This is a genomic window from Amycolatopsis sp. NPDC114504, assembly GCF_055633595.1.
On the sequence record NZ_JBVKDU010000001.1, the window covers coordinates 1033400 to 1056484 of the forward strand.

The 23085-nt window shown below is 71.7% G+C and carries 14 protein-coding genes; 5 read left to right on the plus strand and 9 right to left on the minus strand.

Translation table 11 applies throughout. The features are described 5' to 3' along the window. Nucleotides 1-474 precede the first annotated feature (474 nt). From ACZ7PG_RS04755 to ACZ7PG_RS04780, 6 genes are all read right to left on the minus strand, one after another. Nucleotides 475-5841: a LamG-like jellyroll fold domain-containing protein gene (locus tag ACZ7PG_RS04755; protein ID WP_470237742.1), complete on the minus strand. Its 5367-nt coding sequence runs from the start codon at nucleotides 5839-5841 to the stop codon at nucleotides 475-477. A 134-nt stretch (nucleotides 5842-5975) separates the two neighbouring features. Then, nucleotides 5976-6329, minus strand: a complete 354-nt coding sequence (locus ACZ7PG_RS04760) for a hypothetical protein (RefSeq protein ID WP_470238995.1) — start codon at nucleotides 6327-6329, stop codon at nucleotides 5976-5978. Beyond that, on the minus strand, nucleotides 6329-12607 hold the full coding sequence (locus ACZ7PG_RS04765; protein ID WP_470237743.1) for an RHS repeat-associated core domain-containing protein: 6279 nt from the start codon (nucleotides 12605-12607) through the stop codon (nucleotides 6329-6331). The genes ACZ7PG_RS04760 and ACZ7PG_RS04765 overlap by 1 nt, the downstream gene beginning before the upstream one ends. Nucleotides 12608-12843: 236 nt before the next feature. Continuing rightward, entirely contained in the window at nucleotides 12844-13593 is a 750-nt protein-coding gene (locus ACZ7PG_RS04770) for a short-chain dehydrogenase/reductase (protein WP_470237744.1), read from the minus strand. A gap of 20 nt (nucleotides 13594-13613) precedes the next feature. Continuing rightward, nucleotides 13614-14447, minus strand: a complete 834-nt coding sequence (locus tag ACZ7PG_RS04775; protein WP_470237745.1) for a DMT family transporter — start codon at nucleotides 14445-14447, stop codon at nucleotides 13614-13616. A 198-nt stretch (nucleotides 14448-14645) separates the two neighbouring features. Next, the gene (locus ACZ7PG_RS04780; protein WP_470237746.1) at nucleotides 14646-15512 is read right to left on the minus strand and encodes a ketopantoate reductase family protein; all 867 of its coding nucleotides are present in this window, start codon (nucleotides 15510-15512) and stop codon (nucleotides 14646-14648) included. A gap of 52 nt (nucleotides 15513-15564) precedes the next feature. Here ACZ7PG_RS04780 and ACZ7PG_RS04785 point away from each other — a divergent pair, with 52 nt between their 5' ends. Beyond that, the gene (locus ACZ7PG_RS04785) at nucleotides 15565-16194 is read left to right on the plus strand and encodes a TetR/AcrR family transcriptional regulator (protein WP_470237747.1); all 630 of its coding nucleotides are present in this window, start codon (nucleotides 15565-15567) and stop codon (nucleotides 16192-16194) included. Nucleotides 16195-16200: 6 nt separating this feature from the next. Here the strand turns inward: ACZ7PG_RS04785 and ACZ7PG_RS04790 are convergent, their stop codons facing one another. After that, a complete protein-coding gene (locus ACZ7PG_RS04790; protein ID WP_470237748.1) occupies nucleotides 16201-18393 on the minus strand; it encodes a fibronectin type III domain-containing protein in 2193 nt (730 codons plus the stop codon). Between the two features lie 395 nt (nucleotides 18394-18788). On the opposite strand from ACZ7PG_RS04790, the gene ACZ7PG_RS04795 reads away from it, so the two are divergent. Then, nucleotides 18789-19085 (plus strand): hypothetical protein, encoded by a 297-nt coding sequence (locus ACZ7PG_RS04795; RefSeq protein ID WP_470237749.1) that lies wholly within the window; start codon nucleotides 18789-18791, stop codon nucleotides 19083-19085. After that, nucleotides 19072-20115 (plus strand): ketoacyl-ACP synthase III family protein, encoded by a 1044-nt coding sequence (locus ACZ7PG_RS04800; RefSeq protein ID WP_470237750.1) that lies wholly within the window; start codon nucleotides 19072-19074, stop codon nucleotides 20113-20115. Before ACZ7PG_RS04795 ends, ACZ7PG_RS04800 begins: the two co-directional genes overlap by 14 nt. A gap of 113 nt (nucleotides 20116-20228) precedes the next feature. Here ACZ7PG_RS04800 and ACZ7PG_RS04805 read toward each other — a convergent pair whose 3' ends face one another. Further along, nucleotides 20229-21167, minus strand: a complete 939-nt coding sequence (locus ACZ7PG_RS04805) for an oxidoreductase (protein WP_470237751.1) — start codon at nucleotides 21165-21167, stop codon at nucleotides 20229-20231. Between the two features lie 312 nt (nucleotides 21168-21479). Here ACZ7PG_RS04805 and ACZ7PG_RS04810 point away from each other — a divergent pair, with 312 nt between their 5' ends. Then, the gene (locus tag ACZ7PG_RS04810) at nucleotides 21480-21617 is read left to right on the plus strand and encodes a hypothetical protein (protein ID WP_470237752.1); all 138 of its coding nucleotides are present in this window, start codon (nucleotides 21480-21482) and stop codon (nucleotides 21615-21617) included. On the opposite strand, the gene ACZ7PG_RS04815 is transcribed toward ACZ7PG_RS04810, so the two are convergent. Continuing rightward, the gene (locus tag ACZ7PG_RS04815) at nucleotides 21587-22471 is read right to left on the minus strand and encodes a helix-turn-helix domain-containing protein (RefSeq protein ID WP_470237753.1); all 885 of its coding nucleotides are present in this window, start codon (nucleotides 22469-22471) and stop codon (nucleotides 21587-21589) included. The genes ACZ7PG_RS04810 and ACZ7PG_RS04815 overlap by 31 nt on opposite strands. Nucleotides 22472-22606: 135 nt before the next feature. Between ACZ7PG_RS04815 and ACZ7PG_RS04820 the strand changes: the two genes are divergently transcribed. Further along, nucleotides 22607-23083 carry an SRPBCC family protein gene (locus ACZ7PG_RS04820; RefSeq protein ID WP_470237754.1) on the plus strand — a complete coding sequence of 159 codons (477 nt, stop codon included), beginning with the start codon at nucleotides 22607-22609 and terminating at the stop codon, nucleotides 23081-23083. The last annotated feature ends 2 nt before the right edge of the window (nucleotides 23084-23085 follow it).

Sequence of the window (23085 nt, forward strand, 5' to 3'; positions counted from 1 at the left end):
CGGACTTCCGGCTCACCGTGCCGACGTCACCGATCCAGGCTGCCCACCTCCGGCACTCCTCAAACGCGGGATCGCGCGCGGAACCACCCGAACCGGAGCCGATACGGAAAACGACCATGACCACATTCGCGGCAGCGCCATGAGCAGCGAGAACGCCGAATAACCGCCATCTGCGAAGCGGATCCGCCATCCGGCCGCACGTGCGTTCAGCTGTGCACAGGATGTGGTACGGCCGAGTTCCGGATGCCGTCCCGGAATCCGGGAACGGAAACCGTCCGGACAATCACACGATTGACGTGTAACGAACTCCGGGCGACGCTTTCCAGCGCTTTCACCCGCGGACGAACCCGACAATCAGCGGCACTCCGCCGCCGATGCGACTCAGCTCACGATGGCCTCGAATACGACTTCGGCAGGTGTGGCCACAAAGGGGGCCACACCTGCCGAGGCTTCGGGTAAGACGCTCGTCCGGCGCTACAGCTCGAGGGGTGGGAAGTCCGTCACCGCTTTCGCCACGGCTTGGGCGATCCGGTCGTAGAACGAACTGTTCGGGATCCCGTTGGTCAGCAACGCGGGGCTGACGGTCCCGGAAGCCGGCGTGTCGGACACCGCGGCCGCGATGTCCAGCACGCCGTCCGCGCCCAGGTCGACGTAGCTCGTGCGGAGCAGGTCGTTGACCTGCGTCCGGATGACCTCCCGCGGATCGCTCGCGGGCAGCCCCAGCGCGGAAATCGTCGAGAGGATGACGTGCACGAGCGTGCCGTCCGAGCGTCGCTGGTTCCGGAGGCCGATCGCGCTCGCCGGGTGCGCCAGGGTCTTCAAGCCCTGCACGATCTCGGCTTTGCCCTTGCCCGCGAGAACGTCGTTCGCGCCCAGCTCCACCAGCACCGTGCGGACGTTCGGCTGGCCGAGCGTCGTGCGGTCCAGGGTCCGTGCCGCCAGCGTCGTGCCGGGCGCGCCGGTACCCGAAGGCGGTGCCGTGATGACGCCCCCGGCCGCCATCGCCGCGATGTCGTCCGCCGACGCCGCTTGGCGGAACACCCGGACGTCGGAGATCGCGCCGTTGAACTGGTTGCGGACGGCGCCGCCGGCGACCTTCACCCCGCCGACGCCGAGCGGTCCCGCGGTGTCGAACGGTGTGGGGTTGTAGGCGGTTCCGATCAGCTTCCCGTTGACGTAGAACGACATCTGGCCCGTGGTGGCGTCGAAGCTGCCGGCGAGGTGGGTCCACGTGTTCAGCGTGGGCGCCGGGCCGACCACCTGCGCGTACGCCCCGGGGGTCGCCGTGTCCTGGGACGGGCTGACGAACGCCCACCCCGCCCCCTGCTTGTACTGCAGGAAGAACGCGCTCTGGCTGACGCCTCCCTGGCTCACGATCGTGTAGTTCCCGCCCAGCGAGCCGACCTTGGCCCATGCGGCGACCGTGTACGACCGGGACGTGGCCAGCACCGGCCCGGCGGTGGCGCCGACGGAGTCCGTGCCGTTGAACACCGCGGATCCGCCGTGCTCGCCGCTCCACGTCGTGTTCGTCAGGGTGACCGGGGCTCCACCCGCGATCGCGTTCGCGGCGGTGGCTCCCGAGCCGTCGTTCAGCTTCCACTGGCCGGCCGGCGGGGCGCCCGCCCGGCCGGCGTCGACGACGCTGCCCGGCAACGACTCGCCGAGAGCGCCGAGGGCACCCGGAAGCTTGTCCACCCACGTCGCACCGTCGGCGCCGGTCCCGGTGGCGAACTGGTCCCCCAGCACGACGACAGTCCCACGGGTGGCGTCCTGAGTGGACGCTTCCACCCCGGCGAGGAGGTAGGTCCCGTCGAGCGTCGTCCCGAACGGTCCCCCGTCGGCGACTCCGGTCTGGTTGCCCGCCGCCAGGTACGACGACGTGGACGCGTGTGCCGCCAGCCGGTCGACCGAGCCGGTGAAGTCGAGGCTGACCAGCAGGTTGCCGCTGCCGCCCGCGGTACTCGGGAAGGCCACCGCGTCACTGGTCACCTCCCCGCCCGCCGGCACCGTCACCGACGTGGCTCCGCCGAACTTCAGCGGGATCGGCGACCCGGTCGCCGCCGCGCCGGCACCGGCCTGGGCTCCGACACTCGCGGCGCCGACCGTCACCGCCGTCGTTCCCTGGGGGTTCGCCAGCTTCACCCGCACGGACGCGCCCGTCACCGAGGGCTTCACGACCGTGCGGACGGTCTTGTCCGTCAAGGCGACCGGCGGCGCGGCCTGGCCGTCCGCCGGTGCCGCCCACGCCCCCAGCCAACCCTGGGCGACCGGCCGGGGCGCCATCGAGAAGACGTTCAAGGCGGCCTTCTGGCACGCGGCGGTCGCCGGGCTGCCGTAGTTGGGCAGCGTGACCGACTTGAGCGTCTTCGACGGGTCGGTCGGCAGGAACACCGCGTAGATGCGCGGCTTGGCCGTCGCGTCCACCCCGGTCGTCGCCAGGTTCCGGTACGGCAGGACGAAGGCCGCGCCGTCGGTTTCGCCGAACACCCAGTCGGAGACGGCCGGCACGTAGGGGTTCTGGGTCGTCCCGTCGGCATAGGTGACCGTCGCCGACGTCGCGGGCAGGTTCCCGCACGTCGCGGTCGCGAGCAGGCCGAAGGCGGAGGCTTTGACCGGCGGGACCGGGATGGTCTGCCCGAAAGCGGCGACGTTGTCCTCTCCCGTGGCCTTCGGCTGCGGCATGGTGAACGCCGCACCGTTGATCACCTTCGTCGCACCCGGGGCGAGCCCGGCCGCCGCGAGCGTCTGGGCCGACAGGCCACCCGAGGCGAAGTCCAAGCGAGCGGCGGTGCCATCGGGGGCGATGCCGTCGTTGTTCAGCGCCGACGCGAAGTCGGAGACGGTGATGGCGTTGATCGGGACCGCGGTCAGGTAGTCGACACCGGCCTCGAACCCCTGGGACGCGTCATTCCGGCCCACCACCCGGATGGTCACCGTGTGGACGCCGGCCGTGAGGTGCTGCCCACCCAGCGGCAGGTACGACGCCGTGGGCGCCGGGGCGTAGCCGTCCCACGGTTCGTCCTGGCCGCGCGCCACGACGGCACCGTCGACCGAGATGCGCAGCCGGCCCGCGTGGTCCTGCCGGGCGAGTCCCGCTCCCAGGGCGTAGTCGGCCTCGATCGGGACCCGGAAGGCGAGGTCGACGGACGCGTCCGGGCCGGCGGGCCGGAACGAGACGAGCGCGGCGTCCGACCACCGCGGATCGGCGACGACCGACAGCGGCGCGTTCTGGCCGGCCGGCTGGGCCGCGGTGATCTGCGATCCCTGTTCGGCTTCGAACCGGCCCGTCGTGGTCAGGGTCAGGTAGTCCAAGCCCACGTAGTAGCGCGCGCCGATGGAGGCGGCGTTCGTGCCGGTCACCTGGATGCCGAGGGTGTGGGTACCGGCGCTCAACCGGCGTGACCCCAGGGAGAAGAAGTCACTGCCCACGGTCGTGCCGTAGTTGTCGAACGGCCCGACGTCGGACGTCTCGAGCTGCCGGCCGATCGGAGTGCCGTCGAGGGTGAACGCGCTCTGCCCGTAGTCGGGGGCGTGGGTAAGGCCCAGGCCGACGCGGTAGTCGGCGTCGGCGCCCACCGTGAACGCCAGGGAGAACGCCTGGCCGGCCGCGGTGGCCTGCAGGAAGAGCTGGCCGTCCCCCGACCACGTCGCGCCGCAGCAGTTCGGCTGGGTGATCGTGGTGGCGTTCTGACCGGCCGGCTGCGTGGCGGTCAGCGACTCGGCCTCGATCTTCGTCGCGGAGCCGCTCGTGGCGGGGGCGACGTAGAAGACGTAGGGAGCCGACTCGGCCGACATCTTGTGCGCGTCGTCGAAACTCTTGACGTAGAGCACGTGCGGACCGGCGCTCAGCCCGGCCGGGACGGGGATCGTCGCGCGATTCGTGCCGGTGGCGGGGACCCAGCCACCGGAGGTCCCGAAGGTCTTGTGGTAGTCGCAGTCCGTCGTCGCCGGGACGTGCTGGGAGCCCGCGCCGTCGAAGCTGTAGCTGAAGCCCGCGAGGCCGGCGCCGGCGTCGAGGTGCTGGACGGAGATCGAGCCCGGAGCGCCCGCCTGGGCGCCCCAGTTGTCCGCGGGGTAGTCGGCGCTCGGCAGGACCACCGGCTTGCCGGCGATCGGTTTCGCGCGCACGGTGAACGGCAGCCACGGGGACCACTGCGCCGACCAGACGTTCCGGCTCGAGTCGCCGGGGAAGCTGTTCTCCACCAAGGTCCGGAAGGAGTAGTCGCCGTCGGCGAGCCCCGAGGGCACCGCCCACGCCGCCCGCGCGCCGGACGCGACGATGACCGCGCTGTCGGTCTTGGCGTACCTCGTCGAGGCGTTCGCGTTCCACACCTCGTACCACATGCCGAGGTTCAAGGGCGGAGCGTTGTTGTCGGTCGCCGTCGAGTACAGCGTCGGGTTCGCGGTCGGCGTCACGACCTTGCCGCCGCAGTTCACCGAGTTCGCGACCGCGTTGGCGCCCGGATCGTTGGGCGGGAAGCTGAACACCACCTCGAGGGTGGGGTTGTTCGCGAACCGCTTCCACTGGTACGGGTTGCCTTCGTCGGATCCTCGCAGCAGCAGCGTGATGCTGCCCCACGTCCCGTCGACCGCACGCTGCACGGTGGACTTGAGGTCGTAGTCGAGCGTGCCGGCGCCCCCGCACTGGTCGCCCGCGCTCGAGGAGATCCGGCCGAGGTAGTCGTAGTCGGTGGCCGGCCACCGGGTGTCGGCGTTGATGAACCCCGCGAGCTTCAGGTCGGTCGGCTCGGCGGTGCACGCGTGCGCGCCGTGAACCTGCAGTGCGTAGAAGTGCCCGCTGAAGATCACGGGCTTGCGGCCGTTGCGGGGGTTCAGGTCCGTCGTGGGCATCTGGAAGTACGACCGGGCGGTCCAAGCCGGCGACCCGCAGTCGGACCAGCCGCTGCAGTACCCGACCTGGGCCTGCTTGGCGTCGTCGTTGAAGTAGTGCCAGCCGTTGCTGGTCACCTCCAGCCAGGCGTCCTTCGTCCGCGACATGATCGGGTCGATGTAGACCGGGTACTTGACGTCCGGGCCGGTCAGCGCGGCCCGATCGGGCCGGACGCTGATGTCCGCCACGGACGTCCGGCTCGGGCCGGCGGCCGCCCGCTTCCGCGCGTCGAGCTTCATCGCGGTGACACGGCCTTCACCCGGCGCGGCCGCGCTGGTCCGGCCGGCGGAGTCCCACATGATCGGCGTGGAGCCGTGGAAGACCGGCTCGCCGGCGGCGTCATTCGCGTTCAGGGCACCGTCCGCGGCCGCCTCCAGGGTCAGTCCGGTGCCGGCCGCGGTGAAGTTCAGTGAACCGAGTGCCGGGTTCTTCGCGGCTTCGGCGTCGCGCACGACGAGGACTTCGGAGAAGCCGCTGACGTCCGCGGCCACCTTGAGGTCGACGCCGGGGAACACCTCGGGGTAGGTGGCGGTGTTCCCGGCCAGCACGGGTTCGGGCAGCGCGGCCGGCCAGCTCAGCGCGAGCTTTCCCGCGCCGTCGGCGACGCTGATCAGCGGGGCCGTACCGCCGCGGGAGAAGGTCACGTCGGTCGGCGACATCGCGGGCGCGACGGTTCCGTCCGGCCGGGCGACGAGGGTGGTGTCGACGGCGTGCCAGCCACCGTCGCGCTTCACCCGCGTGGGCCGGGGCGTGCTCCGCATCGTGAAGGTGCCGTCGGGGTTGGCGAACACCTGCGACTTCTCGGTGGTCTCCGCGGCGACTTCGACCGGCTTGCCGGTCCGCTGGGCGAGCACGAGTTCGTTGTCCGCCGGCGCGGCGGACGGCGGCGCGGCCTGCGCCACGGCCGGGACCACCGGCAGGAAGACGACCGTGGCGGCGACTGCCGTCACGGCGGAGATGAGCGAGCGCATTACTTCCCCCGGAATCCTCTGAACTGAGCCGCCGCGTGCGAAACGGCGTCGATGAACTGCTGTGGCGGCCGATAGCCGGTGTGCACCGTCATCACATGAAACCCGGCTCCCATTCACGCACCCTGGACAAAGACGTCCTCGATTCGCGCGGAAGCAACCGGCCGCGGCCCTTCCATGACCAGGATCTCGCCCCCGGCGTGCAGATTCGGACGCGCCAGATCAGGCACCAGGAAACCGACCAGACAACGCGTCCGGCCGTCTTCGAGGAGCTCGACCTGCTGGAGCAGGATGCTCAGCTGGGTGGCCGAAGCAGGCCAACCCGGCTGCAGTTCCGCATCTCCGCCGAGAACGAACACCGAGGTCGCCATGTAGACAGGCGCGGTCGGCGGTCCGGACCTCCGCCCGCCCTCCTCGGCGGTGAGCCAGCGGACGACGGCCGTGGCCTGTGGGTGCTCGATCGTTTCCATCACGGCCACAACTCGATTCCGCTCATCTGCTGGTTGATCATGGTCAGCTGGTCGCCCTGCGCGTAATAACCCGGTCCGATGCCGTCCAGCTTGTCCGGATGGTAATGCAACTGATCTGCCAGAGAACGCGGGATACGGGTCGTCATCGTGAGTCCGTCACCGCGATTGAGCACCCTGCCCCATTGGTCGGCATGGGCACCTTCGGTGGCGAACCACTTGCCTTCCATCTGCCCGGGACCGAGTCCCCACTTTCCGGTGTCGGCGATGGATCCGAACTCCCCCGCATCCACGTTTCGGAACAACGGGACTGTGGACGGCGTGTTTTGCACCACTTGCCGGGCCACGCCGCCTGCTGCCACTGACTCGGCGCCCCGCGCCGCGGTACGGCCGGCCAGGCCCAATGCGCCCTTGGCCACCGGACCGGCCACGAACGGTCCGAAGCCCAGCAGGCAGTCGCCCGCGTTCGGCTCGCGGACGCAGTCCACCATCTTGTCGGCGCCGGTCAAGCTCACCAGCAGGTCCCGGATCTGTTCCCGGACCGACTTGTCCGCCGGTTTCGGTGCCGGTTGCGGGTGCTTCGCGTTGTACGCGGCCCGCTCCGCCCGGGTCATCGGGTCCGGCCCCATCTGGGGTGTGTTGGTGCGGGCCGGGGTCGGGCAGCGGACCATCGTGGTGAACCAGATGGTGATCACCACGGCCGGGATCCACCAGCCGATCTGCGGGCCCATGAAGTCGGGCCGCCAGTTGGTGACGTAGCCCCAGCGGATCGTGATGTGGGCCTGCTTGTACGTGCGGGCCCCGGTCACCTGGAGGTCGTGCGCCATGCCGAGGGCGTTCATGATGCCGCCGAGCCCGACGCCGATGATCGTGAGGTTGCCGCTCGGGTCGCTGCGGGTGACCGGGTTGTTCTCGGCGTACTCGTAGCCGCACAGCTGGTCCGGGTTCTGCGAGTCCAGCACCGCGTCGACCGAGATGAACCGGCCCGTCGCGGAGTCGTACTCGCGGGCACCGACGTCCGTGAGACCGGTGGAGTCGTCCTTGATCTTGCCCAGGAACCCCCGCTGGTCCGGCCACGCCGGACGCTCCCCGATCGGGTTGCCGTACGGGTCCATCGCCCGCCGGGTCACCCCGAACGTCACCGAGTCCACGACGACGGTCGCCGTGTTGTGCAGGTCCGACACGAGGTACTGCGGGTTCGCGCCGCCCACGCGCATCGCGACGACGACGCCGTTGTGCGAGTAGTAGCGGGTGCCGGTGACCACGCCGGTCTTCGTGTCCTTGACCAGATCCTCGCCCGGCAGGGACAGCGTGACCTTGTCCGGGGACCGGCGCAGCAGCCGGCCGCCGTCGGCGTCGTAGACGTAGGTCGTGTCGCCTTGCGGCGCCGTGACCTTGTCGAGCCGGCCGTCCGGGCCCCAGTCGAGCGTCTGCCCGTCGCGGGTCGTGGTGTTGCCCGACGCGTCGTAGCCGTAGGACGCCGTCGTCGTGCCGGCCGGGCCCGTGGTGGTGGTCCCGGTCAGGCTGTGCGGCTTCGCGGCGCCGTCGGCCGGGTACCGGTAGGCCGTCGCGGTGCCGGCCTTGTGGTCGGTCTGGGTTTCCCGCAGGCCGTTCGGCTTGAACGTCCACGAAAGCCAGTACGGGCTCGCCGCGCCGAGCTTGTCCCCGGCGGGCGCGCCCTGGCAGTCGTCGGTCGTGGTCCAGGCCTGGGACAGCCGGTTCATCGGGTCGTAGTCGAAGCACTGGGTGCGCACCGGCGCGACCCCGGTGACGCCCTGCGTGTTGACGGACTTCGTGATGTTGCCGGCCGGGTCGTAGGTGTAGCGGGTGTCGTCGAGCTGGGTCGTGGCGGCCAGCTGGGCGGCGAGGTTGACGTCGGTCTTGCGCCGCGTCTGCGCGTCGTAGTCGAAGGTCAGCCACGCCTGGTTGTTCGACGGCCCCAGGGTGAACTGCGAGTCTTCGCCGTACGGCGTGTAGTGCGAAGCGGAGACGTACGCGTTGTAGCCCGCGGTGGTCAGGGGCTTGCCGTACTTGTCGTAGGTGATGGCGATCGCCTCACCCGGCAGCTGTCCCCCGGACGGCGGCTGGACCATCGTCGGCAGGCCGGTGCTCGTGTAGCCGTACAGCGTCGTGTACGTGCCGGACAGCCCGGCCTCGGTCCCCGGGACCTGGGTGATCGCCTTGCTGGGCCGTCCTTCGGCGTTGTAGGCCGAGACTCCGGTGACCCAGTTGCCGGTGGCGGTGTACCGGGTGGAGTAGAAGATCTGCCCGGCGCCGTTGGGTGCGGTGTCCCAGACCCACGACGCGCGTTTCGTGCCGTCCACGGAGTTCTCGTACTCCGCGGTCTTGCGGCCGAGTTCGTCGTAGGTGTACGCGAGCTTCTTGCCGCGTGCGTCCGTCGCCGACTTCACGAGCCCCGCGACGTCCACTTCGGTGTACGAGGTGCCCGTGTCCGGGTCGACCTGCTTGGCCTTGTGGCCCAGGAAGTCGTATTCCGTCGACCAGACGTTCCCGGCGGTGTCGGTGATCTTGTCCTGGAGGCCGGTCGGCGTGTACCCGTACCGGGTCGTGTCGTGCGTGCCGCCCGAAACGACGGTGCCGGACACGTCCGGGGCGCTGCTGTAGCGCCAGAGCTCGGACATCCGGCCCTGCGTGTCGGTGAACGTGGTCTGGGTGACGTCGCCCTGCGGCGGGATGACGGTCGTCCGGTCGCCACCGTAGACCGTGCGCGTCGACGACGTCGCGGTCAGTCCTTTGTAGTCGGTCGCGGCGACCACGCGGCCGGAGCCGTCGTAGGTGTTCACCGTCCGGTTGTCGACGGCGGCGTCCGCGACCGAGACCAGGGTGGTGCCCGGAACGCCCGAGGTCAGGTAGCGGTTGTTGGTCTTGCGCACCCACCCGTGGGAGTCGTAGACCGTGTCGGTCACCATCCGGGTGCCGTCGTTGGCGTCGGTCTGGACCTGCCGGACCTGGCCGAAGGAGTCACGCAGCTCGACGGTGGTCAGGTAGTTCGTGCCGGTGCCGTAGTCGACGAGGTTCTTCGTCACGACCGCGAGCGGGGCGTCGGTCCGCAGCACGTACTCGTACGTCCCGGACGCCGGGCCGCCCTTCGCCTGCCCCGGTTTCCACACCGACTCCAACCGGCCGAGGGCGTCGTAGGTCGCGTCGGTCCGGCGGCCCGCGACGTCGACGCTGCCGGTGGTCTTGCCCCGGACCGGCTCCGATTCGATCGTCTCCGACTGCTTCTTCGGGTTGGTCTTGACGGTCTTGCTGAGGATGCCCCCGTCGGCGGGCGTCATCACGATCGTCGCCGTGTAGTTCCGCGCGTCGGTGGTCGACGTCGTGCGGCCGGCGGCGTCGTACCCCGTGCGGCCGGTCGTGACCCACGTCGGCGTTCCGCCGTTGTTGGCCGTCGCCGTGTCCACCCGGGTGGCGTCACCGGCGCCGGTGACGACGCCCAGGCCGTCCTGGCCGTCGTAGTACGTGCGGACGCCCGCCGTGACCTTGACGGCCGTCGGCTCGCCGTCGGGGCAGACCTCCGTGGAGGTCAGCACCTCCTTGGACCGGTCGAGGATCCAGGAAGTCGTGTTCTCGGCGAACTTCGTGGTGACGCAGGTGTCCGGCAGGCCGTCACCGGAGTCGGTCTTGGCGACCGTCCGGCCGTACTTGTCGTAGCGCTGCACCGTGGTCTTCGTCCGGGTCCCGCCGGCCGCGAGGTCGGTGACCGTCCTGGTCCGGTTCTCCTTGACCACGTTGGCGGTCAGCGCGGGCAGGCCGGTCCGGGCTCTCGTGGCCGTCGTGGCGACCTTCTGCACGTCGCTGACCGACGCCGAGATGCGGGCACCGCCGTCGCCGTTGAACAGCTGCGTCTCCCGGGGCGACCCGGCGAACACGTTGTCGTCGGCGATGGAGTCGCCGAGCGAGCTCGTGACCGGAACCGACCGCTTCCCGCCCCCGGGCAGCGGATCCCCGTCCATGCCGCGGAAGTACGTCGTCCGGGTCAGCGTCCTGGTGTCGGCGACCCCGTCGATGCTGAAGGTGGTGTCGCCGGTCCGGGCGTCGACCTGGGAGTATCCCCGGAACTGGCCGTAGGTGCGGTACTTCGGCTTGACGATCTCGTTGTCGTCGGAGTGCCAGGCCGGGCTGCCCACGTAGGCGTAGGCGTTGACCTGCGTCGGCGAGAGTTTGTTGGCGTCTTCGATCCGCACCTCCTCCACGACGTACTTGTGGAAGAAGTCGAGGATCGGGTCCTTGGCCGTCGGCAGGTTCCAGTAGACCGGGTAACACAGGCTGGTGTTGTTCGGCAGGTCCGTCGGCACGGTGGCCGCCGTGCAGCTCGGGGCGCTGTACGCGACCGAGATGACGGACCCGGTGTCGGTCGTGATGTTCGTCAGGCGCCAGTGCGCGAGGGATGGCAGGTTCTTGTAGCCCACCACGCGGTTGGCGTAGAGCTGGCCGGTGAACTTGATCGGCGGCAGCGTGATGGACGCGCCGTCGGCGTCGAACCCGGTGTGGGTGATCGAGTCGAGCCACAGCTCCTTGTCCCCGATGCCCGGGAACTGCTGCGCCAGCGCGTAGGTGTCGGCCTTCTTCGGCCCGGCCCCGGTGTTGTACTGGGTGGTGATCGCCGCCAGGCGTCGGGTGCTCCAGAACGTCGGCGAGTGGTTGTCGCACGTCGCGTCGGCCTTGCACTGCTGGTCCTGCGGCGTGTCCGGCCACGACTTCGCGTTCGCCGGGGTGAACTGCGCGGGGTCGCAGGTGACGGCGCCCGCGGGCACGCACCGCTCGGCGGTGTCGAAGACGACCTGCCCGGGAGCGGCGGAGCCGTAGACGCTGCCGTTGAGCTTGCGCAGGCCGTAGTCGATGCGCTTGAGCGTGCCGCCGCGGGTGTAGGGGACGGCCTTGGTCTGCAGGTCGGCGCCGTAGTAGTTGGTCTCGGGCGTGTAGGAGTACACGGTCGCGTTGCCGTGGGGGTCCTCGACGTAGTCCAGGTTCCACCGCCACGCCTGCGTGCACACGGACTTCGCGAAGCCCGCGTTGTCGTGGCACGGGTCGTCGCCGTGCGGTCCGTAGACCGGCGCCGTCCAGGTCGAGTCGGTCTTGTCCTGGTCCGCCGAGCCGGGGGCCCGGTTCAGGCCGAAGTAGTACTGGATCCCGTCGATCGTGGTGATCCGCCAGTGTTCGCCGTCGAGCGCGCCGTTGGCCGCGCCCTTCAGCAGTTCGACCCGGGCGCCGTTGTCGCTCGACGACTTCCAGGTACCGGTGGCGTCATCCCGGACCAGCGCGGTGGTCTGGCCGCCGAGGTTCATGGTGAGGATCTGGCCGGCCCAGCAGAAGTCGCCGGTCTTGTTCGCCTCGGGCAGGGTGTCGTCGTCCGCGCAGGAGCGGTAGGTGCGCTCGATGTACCCGGGGTCGTAGTCCCAACCCTGGCCGACCCAGGAGGTCTGGTTGTTGGTCGCGGCGGTCCGGCCGTCCACAGTGGCCGAGTTGTAGGACAGGGCGACCTTCGGCGCCACCGCCGTGCCGGTCGCCGCCGGCGGGAGCTCCACCGGGTAGGACCAGGTGAACGCGCCGGTGCCGTCGGTGACCGACCAGCTGCCCGACGGCGCCAGCGAGCTGGCGGCGAACGTGCCGCCGGCCCCGCCGGAGTCGGCCACGGCGGCCAGCACCTGAGGTCCGCGGGCGACGGCCACGTCGGCGGAGACGACCTTGGCGGCGGGATCGTTCCGCGACGCGACCGGGGTCCGCGTCCGGCAGGCCGGCCGGTCGGGTGTGCTCAGCACACAGCCGGGCAGGCTCACCAGCTTCAACCGTTCGCCGAAGCCGCCGCCCGAAGCGTTGCGGAACGACGAGTAGTCCAGGTCGACCGCGTATCGCCCGGCCGCGCCGTCGACGGACAGCAGGACCCCGGTGATCCCGGCCTTGCGCGAGGCGTCCTGATCGGCGATCCGGACGTTCGCCTTGGCGCCCCCGGCCCCGGCCACCCGCACCGGCAGCGCGCCCGCGCGCACGGCGGGCCCCGGCTTCGCCGGCTCGCGGTCGGCGCGCGAGGCCGGGCTGGAGGTGGGTGCGGTGATCACGACCGCCGCCTCACCGGGTGCGGGCCAGTCGGCCGCGACCGGCGCGGCCGGGACGGGCATCGCGGGTGCCTTCGCGTGGTCGAGCGGCGCGTCACCGTGACCGGTGGTCCGCGTCGGCACCACGTGCGGCGCGCGAGCGGTGGACGCGGCGTTCGCCGGAAGCTCGCCCATGATCGAGGTGATCAGGGCGATCGAGACCACGGTCGCGACCCCACGGCGAAAACGCGCGCGCGACAAGGTCGGGTCAATTCGGTACAAGCCCGGCTCCCCCAGCGGACAGGCCCCTGCGGGCCAAGATCAAGTGATGGGAGCGTAAAGCAGTACTCCGGAAATGCAAATACTCCGAATAACTCAACTCCGCGGAAACCGACGGAGATCACTTCGGAAAATAACTTACCGAATGGAGCGGAGTGTCGTTTTCGCCGGCGGCCGGACGGCTAGCGCGCGGCCGTCATGCCGCCGTCGATGGTGACGATCGTTCCGCTGATGTAGCCGGCGCGCTCGGACGCCAGGAACGCCACCAGGTCCGCGATCTCGTGGGTCTCGGCGATCCGTCCTGACGGGAGCGAGGCGAACTGCGCGTCGACGTCGGAGTTGGCGGCTCGCATCGTCGTGACGCGTTCGGTGGCGACCGGGCCGGGGTTGACGCCGACCACGCGCACGCCGTGGCGCGGGCCTTCGCCGCCGAGCGCCTTGGTGAAGGCCATCAGGGCCGCGTTGCCCGCGCCGCCGGCGATGTAGCCGGCGGTCGGCTGCTCGCCGCCGGTGCCGATGACGTTGACGATCACGCCGCGGCCGCGGGCGCGCAGCCGCGGGTAGACGAGCCGGACGAGGTCGATGTAGCCGAAGACCTTCAGGTCCCACGCGTGCCGCCAGAGGTCAGGGCCGACGTCGTCGAGGGTGCCGGCGGGGATGTCGCCGGCGTTGTTGACGAGGATGTCGGCGTCCGCGGCCACCTCGGCGAGCCGCTCGATGTCGGCGGGGACCCGCAGGTCGACGGCGTGCGTGGTCACCTCGACGCCGTGCTCCGCACGCAGCTTCCGGGCACGCTGCGCCAAGGCGTCTCCGTTGCGCGCGGCCAGGTGCAGGGCGCAGCCTTCGGCCGCCAGCGTCTCGGCGATCGCCGCGCCGATGCCCTTCGACGCGCCGGTGACCAGTGCGTGTTTTCCCTCGAGGTGCAGATCCATCGGCTTGTCCTGTCGCTGGCTCAGGCGGTGGTCGTGCGGTGGGTGGCCGCGTAGTGCGCGGTGCCGATCGCCCCGGCGACGGCCAGGACGAACCCGACCGCGGCCGTGGCGGTGAAGCCGGCGCGGACGCGGTCGTCGAGCACCGCCACGCCGATGAGCGAGGACACCGCCGTGTTGGTGGTGAACATGATGGCGGTGACCGCGGTCGCCCGGCCGCGCTGCAGGGCCATCGCGAAGGCCACCGCCGCGACGAGCCCGTTGGCGATCATCGCCCAGATCGCCGGCTCCAGCACGAGTCGCCAGGCCGGCCCGGACGAGTCGAGCGTCCGAGCCGAGATCCCGACGGCGCTGAACCCCAGCCCGGCGCAGAACCCGAGCACGATCGGCGACCACCGGCCATGACGGCGTTGCGCGGTGAACGCGATCGCCGCGATCACGACGGCCACGCCCACCAGCAGCAGCTTCCACCCGGAAGCGAGCGGCTGCGCGGGACTCGGATCCGCGGAGAGTCCCAGCAGGACCAGGCCGGTCGCTCCGACCCCGAGCGCGGCCCACCCGGCACCGACCAGCCGGACACCGAGGATCGCGGAGATGGTGGCGGTCACGCCGACGCTGAAGGCGAGCACCGACTGGACCAGGAACAGCGGAAGGCGATGCAGCGCGGCGGCGGCGAAGACGAACCCGAGCAGGTCCACCCCCACCCCGAGGAAGTAGAGCGGCTGCCGCCGCAGGGCGACGAGGTCCTGAGGCGAGCCACCGAAGGCCCCGGCCCGCCGCACCCCGGCCGACTCCAGAATGGAGCCACTACCGGAGGCAACAGCGGCGAGCACGGCGAGGACGTATCCGAGGAACACGGCTTGAGTCTGTCAGCCCGGCTTGGGCCGGGGGCCGGGCCGGTGCCTTGAGCGGGGGTTCGCTCGCTGCGGCGGGTGCGATCCGGTGGGCTGCTTCGTGCCGGGATGTGGGTGTTCGGCCGCCACCGCGGGGCGCGGGAGAGTGCGCCGCGCGACCGGCGCCCACTTCGCGCCGGCACGCAACCGCGCGGCCGTCGTCTACCTCGCGGCCGCGCCCAGCTGCTCGTCCAGCCGCTCCAGCTCGCCTGTCACCGAGGGCCCAGTCGCGGACAATCCACTCTGCACCGCCGTCGGGCTTCGCAAGAAGCGCCGCAGCACCGGCACCAGCAGCCCCTCCGGCAATGTCCGCAGCGCCGCGAACGCCCGTGGCACCGGCGGCGTCGCCAAAGCAGCCAGGTTCCGCCGCATCGAGCGCAGCATGTCGCGGACCGCGTCCGGGTCCTCGGCCAACGCCACCGGGCCGCCCGCCGCGTGTACCGCCAGTCCCAACGGCACCTCGAACGCCGCGTGCGTCTTGAGCCACGCGTCCATTCGCGGCTCGATCTTGGCGTGGAACCCGGCCGTGCGCAGCGTCCGCACGAGGCGGTCCAGTCGGGGTGTCCGCCGGCCGTCGGGCTCGCCGATCGACATCGGGAACCTGCGGGTGAGGAGGCTGGGCTCGCGGTAGCGGACCACGTCGCCGTCCAGCGTGCCGCCGAGGGTGGGGAACCCCAGCAGCACCCGCTCCGGGCCGAGGACCGTGGCCAGTGGCTCCGGGCCGCCCGCCCAGTTGAGCATGAACAGCACGTCGCCGTCGATGTCGGCTAGGGACTCCAGCACCTCGTCCACCTGGTGGGTGCGGACGAAGACGGTGATCAGGTCGTACCCGCCGGCCGGGCGCTCGACCGCCGGCACCGGTACCCGCCGCACGGCCGGGCCGTCTCCCTCCGCGAGCTGGACGCCATGCCGGCGCAGGGACGCCAGGCGCTCGCCCCGGGCCAGGAGCGAGACGTCGTGCCCGGCCTCGTGCATGCGGACCGCGAACTGGCTGCCGAGCACCCCGGCGCCGTAGACGAGCAGTTTCATTCCAGCCTCATTCATACGTTCGTTTGAATCATACGTCCGTATAGTAGCTCGCATGGCGGCCACCGACACCCGCACGCAGCTCCTCGACGCGGCCGAGCACCTCTTCGCCGAGCACGGCTTCCACGGCGCGTCGGTCCGCGCGATCACCGATCTCGCCGGCGCGAACCTGGCCGCCGTCGGGTACCACTTCGGCTCGAAGGCGGCGCTGCTGGCCGCGGTCGTGCGCCGCGTGGTCGAGCCCATCAACGCCGCCCAGATCGCCGCACTCGACGACCTGCTCGCCCGGACCCCGGACCCGCGGGTCGCCGAGCTGGTCGAGGCCTTCGCCGGACCGCTGTTCGACGAGATGGCGACCGGTGACGAAGGTGGCGCCCGGACGTCCCGGCTGATCATGCGGATCCTCGGCGACCCGGCCGAGGAGATGCGCGCCTGGACCGGCGCGGCCGAGAACACCGTCCGCGACCGCTACCTGGCCGCCTTCGAGCGCACCCTGCCCGGCCTGTCGCCGGCGGAGCTGTGGTTCCGGATGCGCGGGATCCTGGCCGTGGCGGCCGTGGACCGCGCCGAGAACTACAACCAGCAGGCCCCGGCCTGCGTGTCGCCGGTGGCGGGCGACGCGGCCCGGCGCTGGGCGATCACGTTCCTCGCCGCGGCGATGAGCGCGCCCCCGACCGAGACCTGACGACCGTCACGAACCGCTCGTGACGTCGGCGGTGTTCGAGAGGCCGCCGAGAACATAGCCGTTCACCGGCTGGACCCGGAACCGATACCGCGCGCCAGGCACCAAACCGGCGCTGACCCAGCCGGGCCCGGCGACCGGCCACGGCAGCCTGGTGAACGACGTTTCGCCGGCGCTCAGGTTCCGGACGTGGATGTAGTAGCCGGTCGCGTTCGCCGAGCGCGTCCAGGACAGCGTCGCCTGGCCGGTTCCGGACGGCACCGCGGTCAGATCGGTGACCGCCGCGGGGACCGGCCCGGTCACGACCGTCGTGGCGAGGTTCGACAGCCCGCCCCGGAGACGTCCGTTGACGGCCTGCACCTGGAATTGGTACGTGCCGCCGGGAGTCAGGCCCTCGGCCACCCAAGACGGACCCGGCACCGGCCACGGCAGCGGCGTGAAAGCGGTTTCCCCGGCCGAGACGTCTTTCCGGTACACGTAATAACCGGTCGCGTTCGCCACCGGCGTCCAGGACAACGTCGCGGAGCCGTTGCCCGGGCTCGCCGTCAGGTTCGTCACGGCGTTCGGGGTCACGCCCGCGACCGTGACCGCGGCGACGTTGGACAGTCCCCCGCGGACGTCGCCGTCGGCCGCCTGCACGCGGAACTCGAGCGTCTCGCCGGGCACCAGCAGTTCGGCCACCCAAGACGGACCCGGCACCGGCCACGGCAGCGGCGTGAAAGCGGTTTCCCCGGCCGTGACGTTCTTCCGGTACACGTAATAACCGGTCGCGTTCGCCACCGGCGTCCACGACAGTGTCGCGGACCCGTTGCCCGGGCTCGCCGTCAGGTCCGTCACCGCCGCCGGTACCGGCGCGGGCAGCGTCACGGTCGCGATGGTCGAGAACACGCCTTCGGCCGACCCCTTGGTGGTCTTCAGCTGGAACTGGTACGTGTGACCGTTGGCCAGCAGCCCCGCCGTCCACATCGGACCCGGGACGGGGAAGAGCAGGCGGGTGAACGCGGTCTCGCCGGCCGTGACGTCCTTGATGTGGACGTAGTAGCCGGTCGCGCCGGGCGACAGCGGCCACCTCAGCTCGGCCTGCCCGATGCCCGCCGTGACGCTCAGCTGCGGCGGCACCTGTGGCCCGACCGGAACGACCGGGTACGGACGCGGGTACGGCGCGCCGACGGACAGGGTGCCGGCCAGGGAGTCGGCGAACGCGGCGGCGATCTTGACCTCGCCCTGCGCGTTCGGGTGCGCGCCGTCCCAGAGGTCGTTCTGCGGGACGATGTCCCGCGCGGTCTCCGCGACGTGGACCGGCGAGTCCGTTGTGGACAGTTCGTCGGCCGTGCGCCGGAGCCGCGCGTTGAAGTCGGCCACGACGGCCGCGAACCCGGCGTCGCTCTGCGTGCGCTGGGACGGCGGCAGGGTGCCGAAGACGAACCGCATCCCCGGGTCCGCGGTCCGCGCGTTGGCGATGAACGCGCGCAGGCTCGCTTCGGCGCCGGCCGCATCGCTCAGGCCGAACGCCAGGTCGTTGCCGCCGAGGAGGACCAGCAGGTAGTCCGGGCGGTAGGCGGCGACGTCGGCGGCGACGTGACCGGCGGCGCCGCTCATCGACTCGCCCCAGAGCGCGTCGTGGTGCTGCGCGAACGCGGGGTCGGCGTAGGTGTGGTTGTCGTCCCAGGTGTTCGCCACGTTGTCGAAGAGGTCGTCGCGCGGCCCGACGAGCGAAAGCCGGTCACCCGCGGTCGCTTCGTGCCGGTCGAACCGGTAGCGCCAGGTGAAGTCGCCCGCGCTGCCCTGGCTGATCGAGTCGCCGACCACCATCACCTCGGACGGCACCGCCACCCGCACCGGCGTCGTGCCAGCGCTCGCACCCTGGTGGTTGACCGACCGGACGACGACGGTGAGCGGCAGCTGCGTGTCCCGCAGGGTCAGCGACGCGGGCCCGCCGTGGTCGATCACCGCGACCGGCCGCCCGTCCGGGGTGACGACTTCGTAGCCCTCGGCGGGCGGCGGACCGGCCGAGGGCGGCTGCCAGGTCACCGTGGCCGACTCGCTGTCGGCGGCGACCGTCCACACGAGCGACGTCGGCGGGCCCGGAGTCCCGTTGTCCCGCAACGGAGTCGCGACGGCGGATCGCCCGGCGTAGTCGACCAGGCCGACCGCGTGCGCCGCGCGGGGCGGCGATGCGACGACAGCGAGGATGACGGTCACGGTGACCCAGAAAGTCCCCCAGCATCGCATTCCGGCTCCCCAGTAGAAGTACGACCCACCCGAAACCTAGAACACGTTCATCCACCTCACCATCCGCTGTTCGGCCTAGCGCCCCGGAACGAGCGGGCGCGCCGATCGCCGTCGCCGCTACCCAGAGTGAGCAACACCCGAAGGAACCTCACGAACGCCGAGCGCGAAAACCGAGCAGTTTTCGGCAAATCCGCTCCCCTAGCAGCGCGGGCGATCACTCTGTGTATCGGGGTGTGGCTGAGCGCGCATGATCATCGGGGTAGATTCGCCGTCGTTCCCAGGGGCCCGACGACGCGTCCCCGACCCATCGTCCGTCGGCGCGCGCCCCGTGGTGCGTGCTGTTCGCCGTGCCGAAAGGAAGTTGCTTGACCGCCACGACGTTGACACAGGTGCTCCGCGAGACCCGCACCGTCGCCGGGACCACCCGGCTGATCGTGCGGTGGGACCGCGAAACCGGCTGGGCGCACCTGGCCATCGCCGTTCCGGGCACCGGCCCCGTCTGCTTCGCGGGTTTCCACCGGTTCCCCGGAGGAAGCGCCGCGGCCGTCGCCGCCGAACTGGCCGCCGCCGGGTACGTGTCCGCTCCCCCGCTCCACCTCGACGACATGCTGTCGGAGATCGAAGCCGTGCTCCCGGAGGTGATCCCGGATGCGCGTCGATGACCTGCACCTCACCGGGATCGGCTGCGACGTCGGCGCGCTGACGCCGGTCGCGGTCCCGCTCGCGGCCGGCGAGTTCACCGCCGCCGAGGCCGACCGGACCGGGCAGCTGTCCACCGCCGTCGCCGGGCTGCCCGGCCCCGAACTCGCGGTGCGCGCCGGCCGGGAAGCCCTGCGCCAGGCCGAAACCGCGGCCGGCGGACCGGTCTGGCCGACGCTCTGCCTGCACGCCGGGATCTACCACCCCGGGATCGACTTCTGGCACGCTGCGTCGTACGTGCGCGACCGGCTCGGCGTCGGCGCGGGTGCCGGGCTCACCCTCGAGCTCGGCGCGATGAGCAACAGCCTGGTGGCGGGCCTGGACGTCGCGGCGAGCGTGCTGTGCGGCCGCCCGGACCACGAAGCCGCGCTCATCACCGCCGGCGACCGGTTCGGCGCGCCCGGGTTCCCGCACTGGAGCACCGACACGGGCATCGTCTACGGCGACGCGGGCAGCGCGGTCGTGCTCTCGCGGCGGCCGGGACTGGCACGCGTCCGCGCGATCGCGTCGTACACCGACCCTTCGCTGGAGGGCCTGCAACGCGGTGACGAACCGTTCCGCACGGCCAGCGTCACGGCCCACCGGTCGCTGGACATCCGCCGCCGCAAGCGCCAGTGGCTCGGGCGCCACGGCGGCCCGGCGCACGTCGACAACCGCAATGCCGACGGCGTGACGGCGGTGGTGAAGACGGCACTTTCCGACGCCGGCGTCGACCTGCCGGACATCGCGAAGATCTGCGCCCCGCACTACGGCCGGCGCCTGGTGGAGACGCAGATCCTGCGCCCGCTGGGCATTCCGGAGTCCCGCACGATGACCGAGCTGGGGCTGCGCGTGGGTCACCTCGGCGCCAGCGACCAGATCGTGGCGCTCGACCACCTGCTCCGCACCGGCGAGGCGGGTCCGGGAGAGCACGTGCTGCTGCTGGGGATCGGCGTCGGCATGACGTGGACGGCGGTCGTCCTGCAGCTCGGGCCGGTTTCGGCGCTCGGCTAGGTGCTCGCGCAGTGATGCCAGTCGGTGACATCGCCCTGGTAGGGTGATGTCACCGACTGACATCGGCACGCGTCTCATCTGCCCGGCGGGCCACCCTGCCGTTCGCGCGGATCTCACGGCCGGGGGTAGCGCACCCCCGTGAGCTGCTCGCACCGCTCCCACAGCAGCGCGGCCGCCGCCTCGTCGCCCGCGGCGGCGGACGCCTCGACCCGCTCCGGCCGGCCTTTGACGCCGTGCACCCCGCCGGGACCGTACAAGTCCCCACCCCGCACCTCGGGGTCGACGGCCGCCCGGAGCGTCGGCAGCGCGCCCTCGGCGGCGGTGTTGACGAGCGGAGCCAGCAGCCACCGCAGGGGTGACATCGACACGACCCGCAGGAGACCGCCGCTGTTGCGGCCGAAGTCGGTGGCCGCGGCGCCGGGGTGCGCGGCCACCGCGATCGCGTGGTCCCCCGCGGCCGCCAGCCGGCGCTGGAGTTCGGCCGTGAACACGAGGTTGGCCAGCTTCGTCTGGGTGTAGGCGCGCCACCGGGTGTACCGCCGCTTCGCGAAGGCCAGGTCGTCGAGGTCCAGCCGGCCCATCTCGTGGCCGCCGCTGGTCACCGTGACGATCCGCCCGGACGGCGCGGCGAGCACGCGCGGCATCAGCAGCCCGGTGAAGGTGAACGGACCCAGCTGGTTGGTGACGAACGTCCGGTCCACCCCGTCGACCAGGGTCAGCTTCCCGAACGCGGCACCGGCGTTGTTGACCAGCAGGTCGATCCGGTCGCACTCGCCGGCGATCACCGCCGCCGCTTCCCGGACGGACGACGCGTCCGCGAGGTCCAGCCGGACCGGGTGGAGGTCGGCATCCGTTGCGGTGGAACGGATGGCGTCACACGCCGCGGCCGCCCTGTCGAGGTTTCGGCACGCCAGGACGACTCGCGCGCCCTTCGCGGCGAGCATCCGCGCGGTCTCGAGCCCGATGCCGGAGTTCGCGCCGGTCACCACCGCCGTGCGCCCGTGCTGGCCGGGCATGTCGGCCTCGCTCCATCCCGGGGTCGACCTGGTCACGTTCTCCTCCTCGGTTTTCGGGGTACCGCGGGACGACGCGGAACGTTAGCGGGCGGTGGCGGGCGCGCGGGTCCCCCGTCCGAGGACATCGGCGGTGGCTCGCGCGGGGGACGCGTCCGGGCTCAGCCGGCCGGGGCGGGAACCGGCTTGCCGAGCATGGCGCACACCGCGGCGTTCACCAGGTCCCGGTTGGCCGCACCGGCCTTCGGCGCGGCTCGCCCAGCGTGACGTCGACGCCGGAGCTCCCGGGGTGATCGTCCGGGTCGACGACGGCGGCCGGGTGACCGAGCTCGCCCGGCAGGCACCGCCGGGATGTTCGTCACGGAGAAGACCGTCAGCAAGCACATCGCCGCCGTCTTCACCAAGCTCGGGCTCGGGCTCTCCGAGAACCACCACCGGCGGATCCTCGCGGTGCTCGCCTACCTGGAGCGGCCCGTCGAGACCCCGTGAGCCGGGGCGTCGGTGGCCGCGTTCAGGAGCGTGAGTGCCGCCTGGGACGACGAGCCGGGTTCGGCCGTCACGACCACGAGCGTCTGCTCCGGGGCGTGCGCGAGGGTCAGGGTCTGCTGGTGCACGGTCAGGTCGCCGACGAACGGGTGCCGCATGGGGTACTCCGTCGCCGCGCACGCGAGGATCTTGTGGTCGGCCCACAGCGCCGCGAACTCGGTGCTGCCGGTGACCAGCTCGCCGATCAAGGTGCTCAGCAGCCGGTCGTCGCGGTGGCGGCCGGCGGTCAGGCGCAGGTTGCCGACCACCGCGCGCGCCTTGTTCGTCCACTGTGGATAGAGGTCGCGGGTGTGGGCGTCGAGGAACACCAGGCGCGCCATGTTCGGCCGGTCGGCGGGGCGGCCGGGCGCGTCGAAGTCGAGGTGCCCGGCGAAGAACGCGTGGCCGGGCCGGTTCCAGGCCAGCACGTCGGTCCGCCGTCCCAGCACGATCGCCGGCACCTCGCCCAGCCCCGCCAGCAGCTGCGCGGTCACCGCGTCGACGCGTTCGACGGGCGGGCGCTTCGCGGCGCGGCGGCGCGCGGGGCGGGCGAGGACCCGCAGGTGCTCGTGCTCGTCGTGGTCGAGCTGGAGCGCGCGGGCGATGCTGTCGACCACCTCGTCGGAGGCGTTCGCCGACTGGCCTTGCTCGAGCCGGACGTAGTAGGACGCGCTCACCCCGGCGAGGCTCGCGACCTCCTCGCGGCGGAGCCCGGGCACCCGGCGCCGCTCGCCGTAGGTCGGCATGCCGACGTCCTCCGGCCGCAGCCGCGCGCGGCACGCCTGCAGGTACTCGGCCAGCGGTCCCTGATCACCCATGAACCCAGTATGCAGCGGCCGCCGCCGGCCAGCCTGCCACCGCCAGGGGTAGGCAACCGGCGGTCTGGTCGCCGCACCCCGGCCCGGCCCACCCTGGACGAAGCCACCCCCGCACCAGTCCAGGAGGACTTCCCCATGAACAACCCGGCTTCCTTCACCTTCGCCCGGCGGGCGTGGGTCCCCGCCTCGCCCCAGGTGGTCTACGACTTGGTCAGCGACGTGACCAAGATCGAACTGTGGAGCCCGACGGCGTCACACGTGCGGTACGACGAAGGCGACGGCCCGGCACCCGGCGCGTGGTTCGGCGGGCACAACCGCCGTGGTGAACGCGAATGGGCCAGCCGGTCGCAGGTCCTCACCGCCGAGGCGCCGTCGGAGTTCGCGTTCGTCGTCGGCGGGCTCGACGACGGCATCGTGCAGTGGCGCTGGCTCATCGACGGCGACGGCCCCGGCTCGGTCGTGACCCAGGAGTGGCGCGTGCTGCGGATGGATCCGGTGCTGGGCGCGAACGAGCGCGAGGTGACGGAGCTGCGGAACGAGATGGCGTCGAGTGCGGAGCGCACGTTGCTCGCTCTGAGCCGCTGGCTGCACGAGCGCTTCGCCATGGCGTGAGG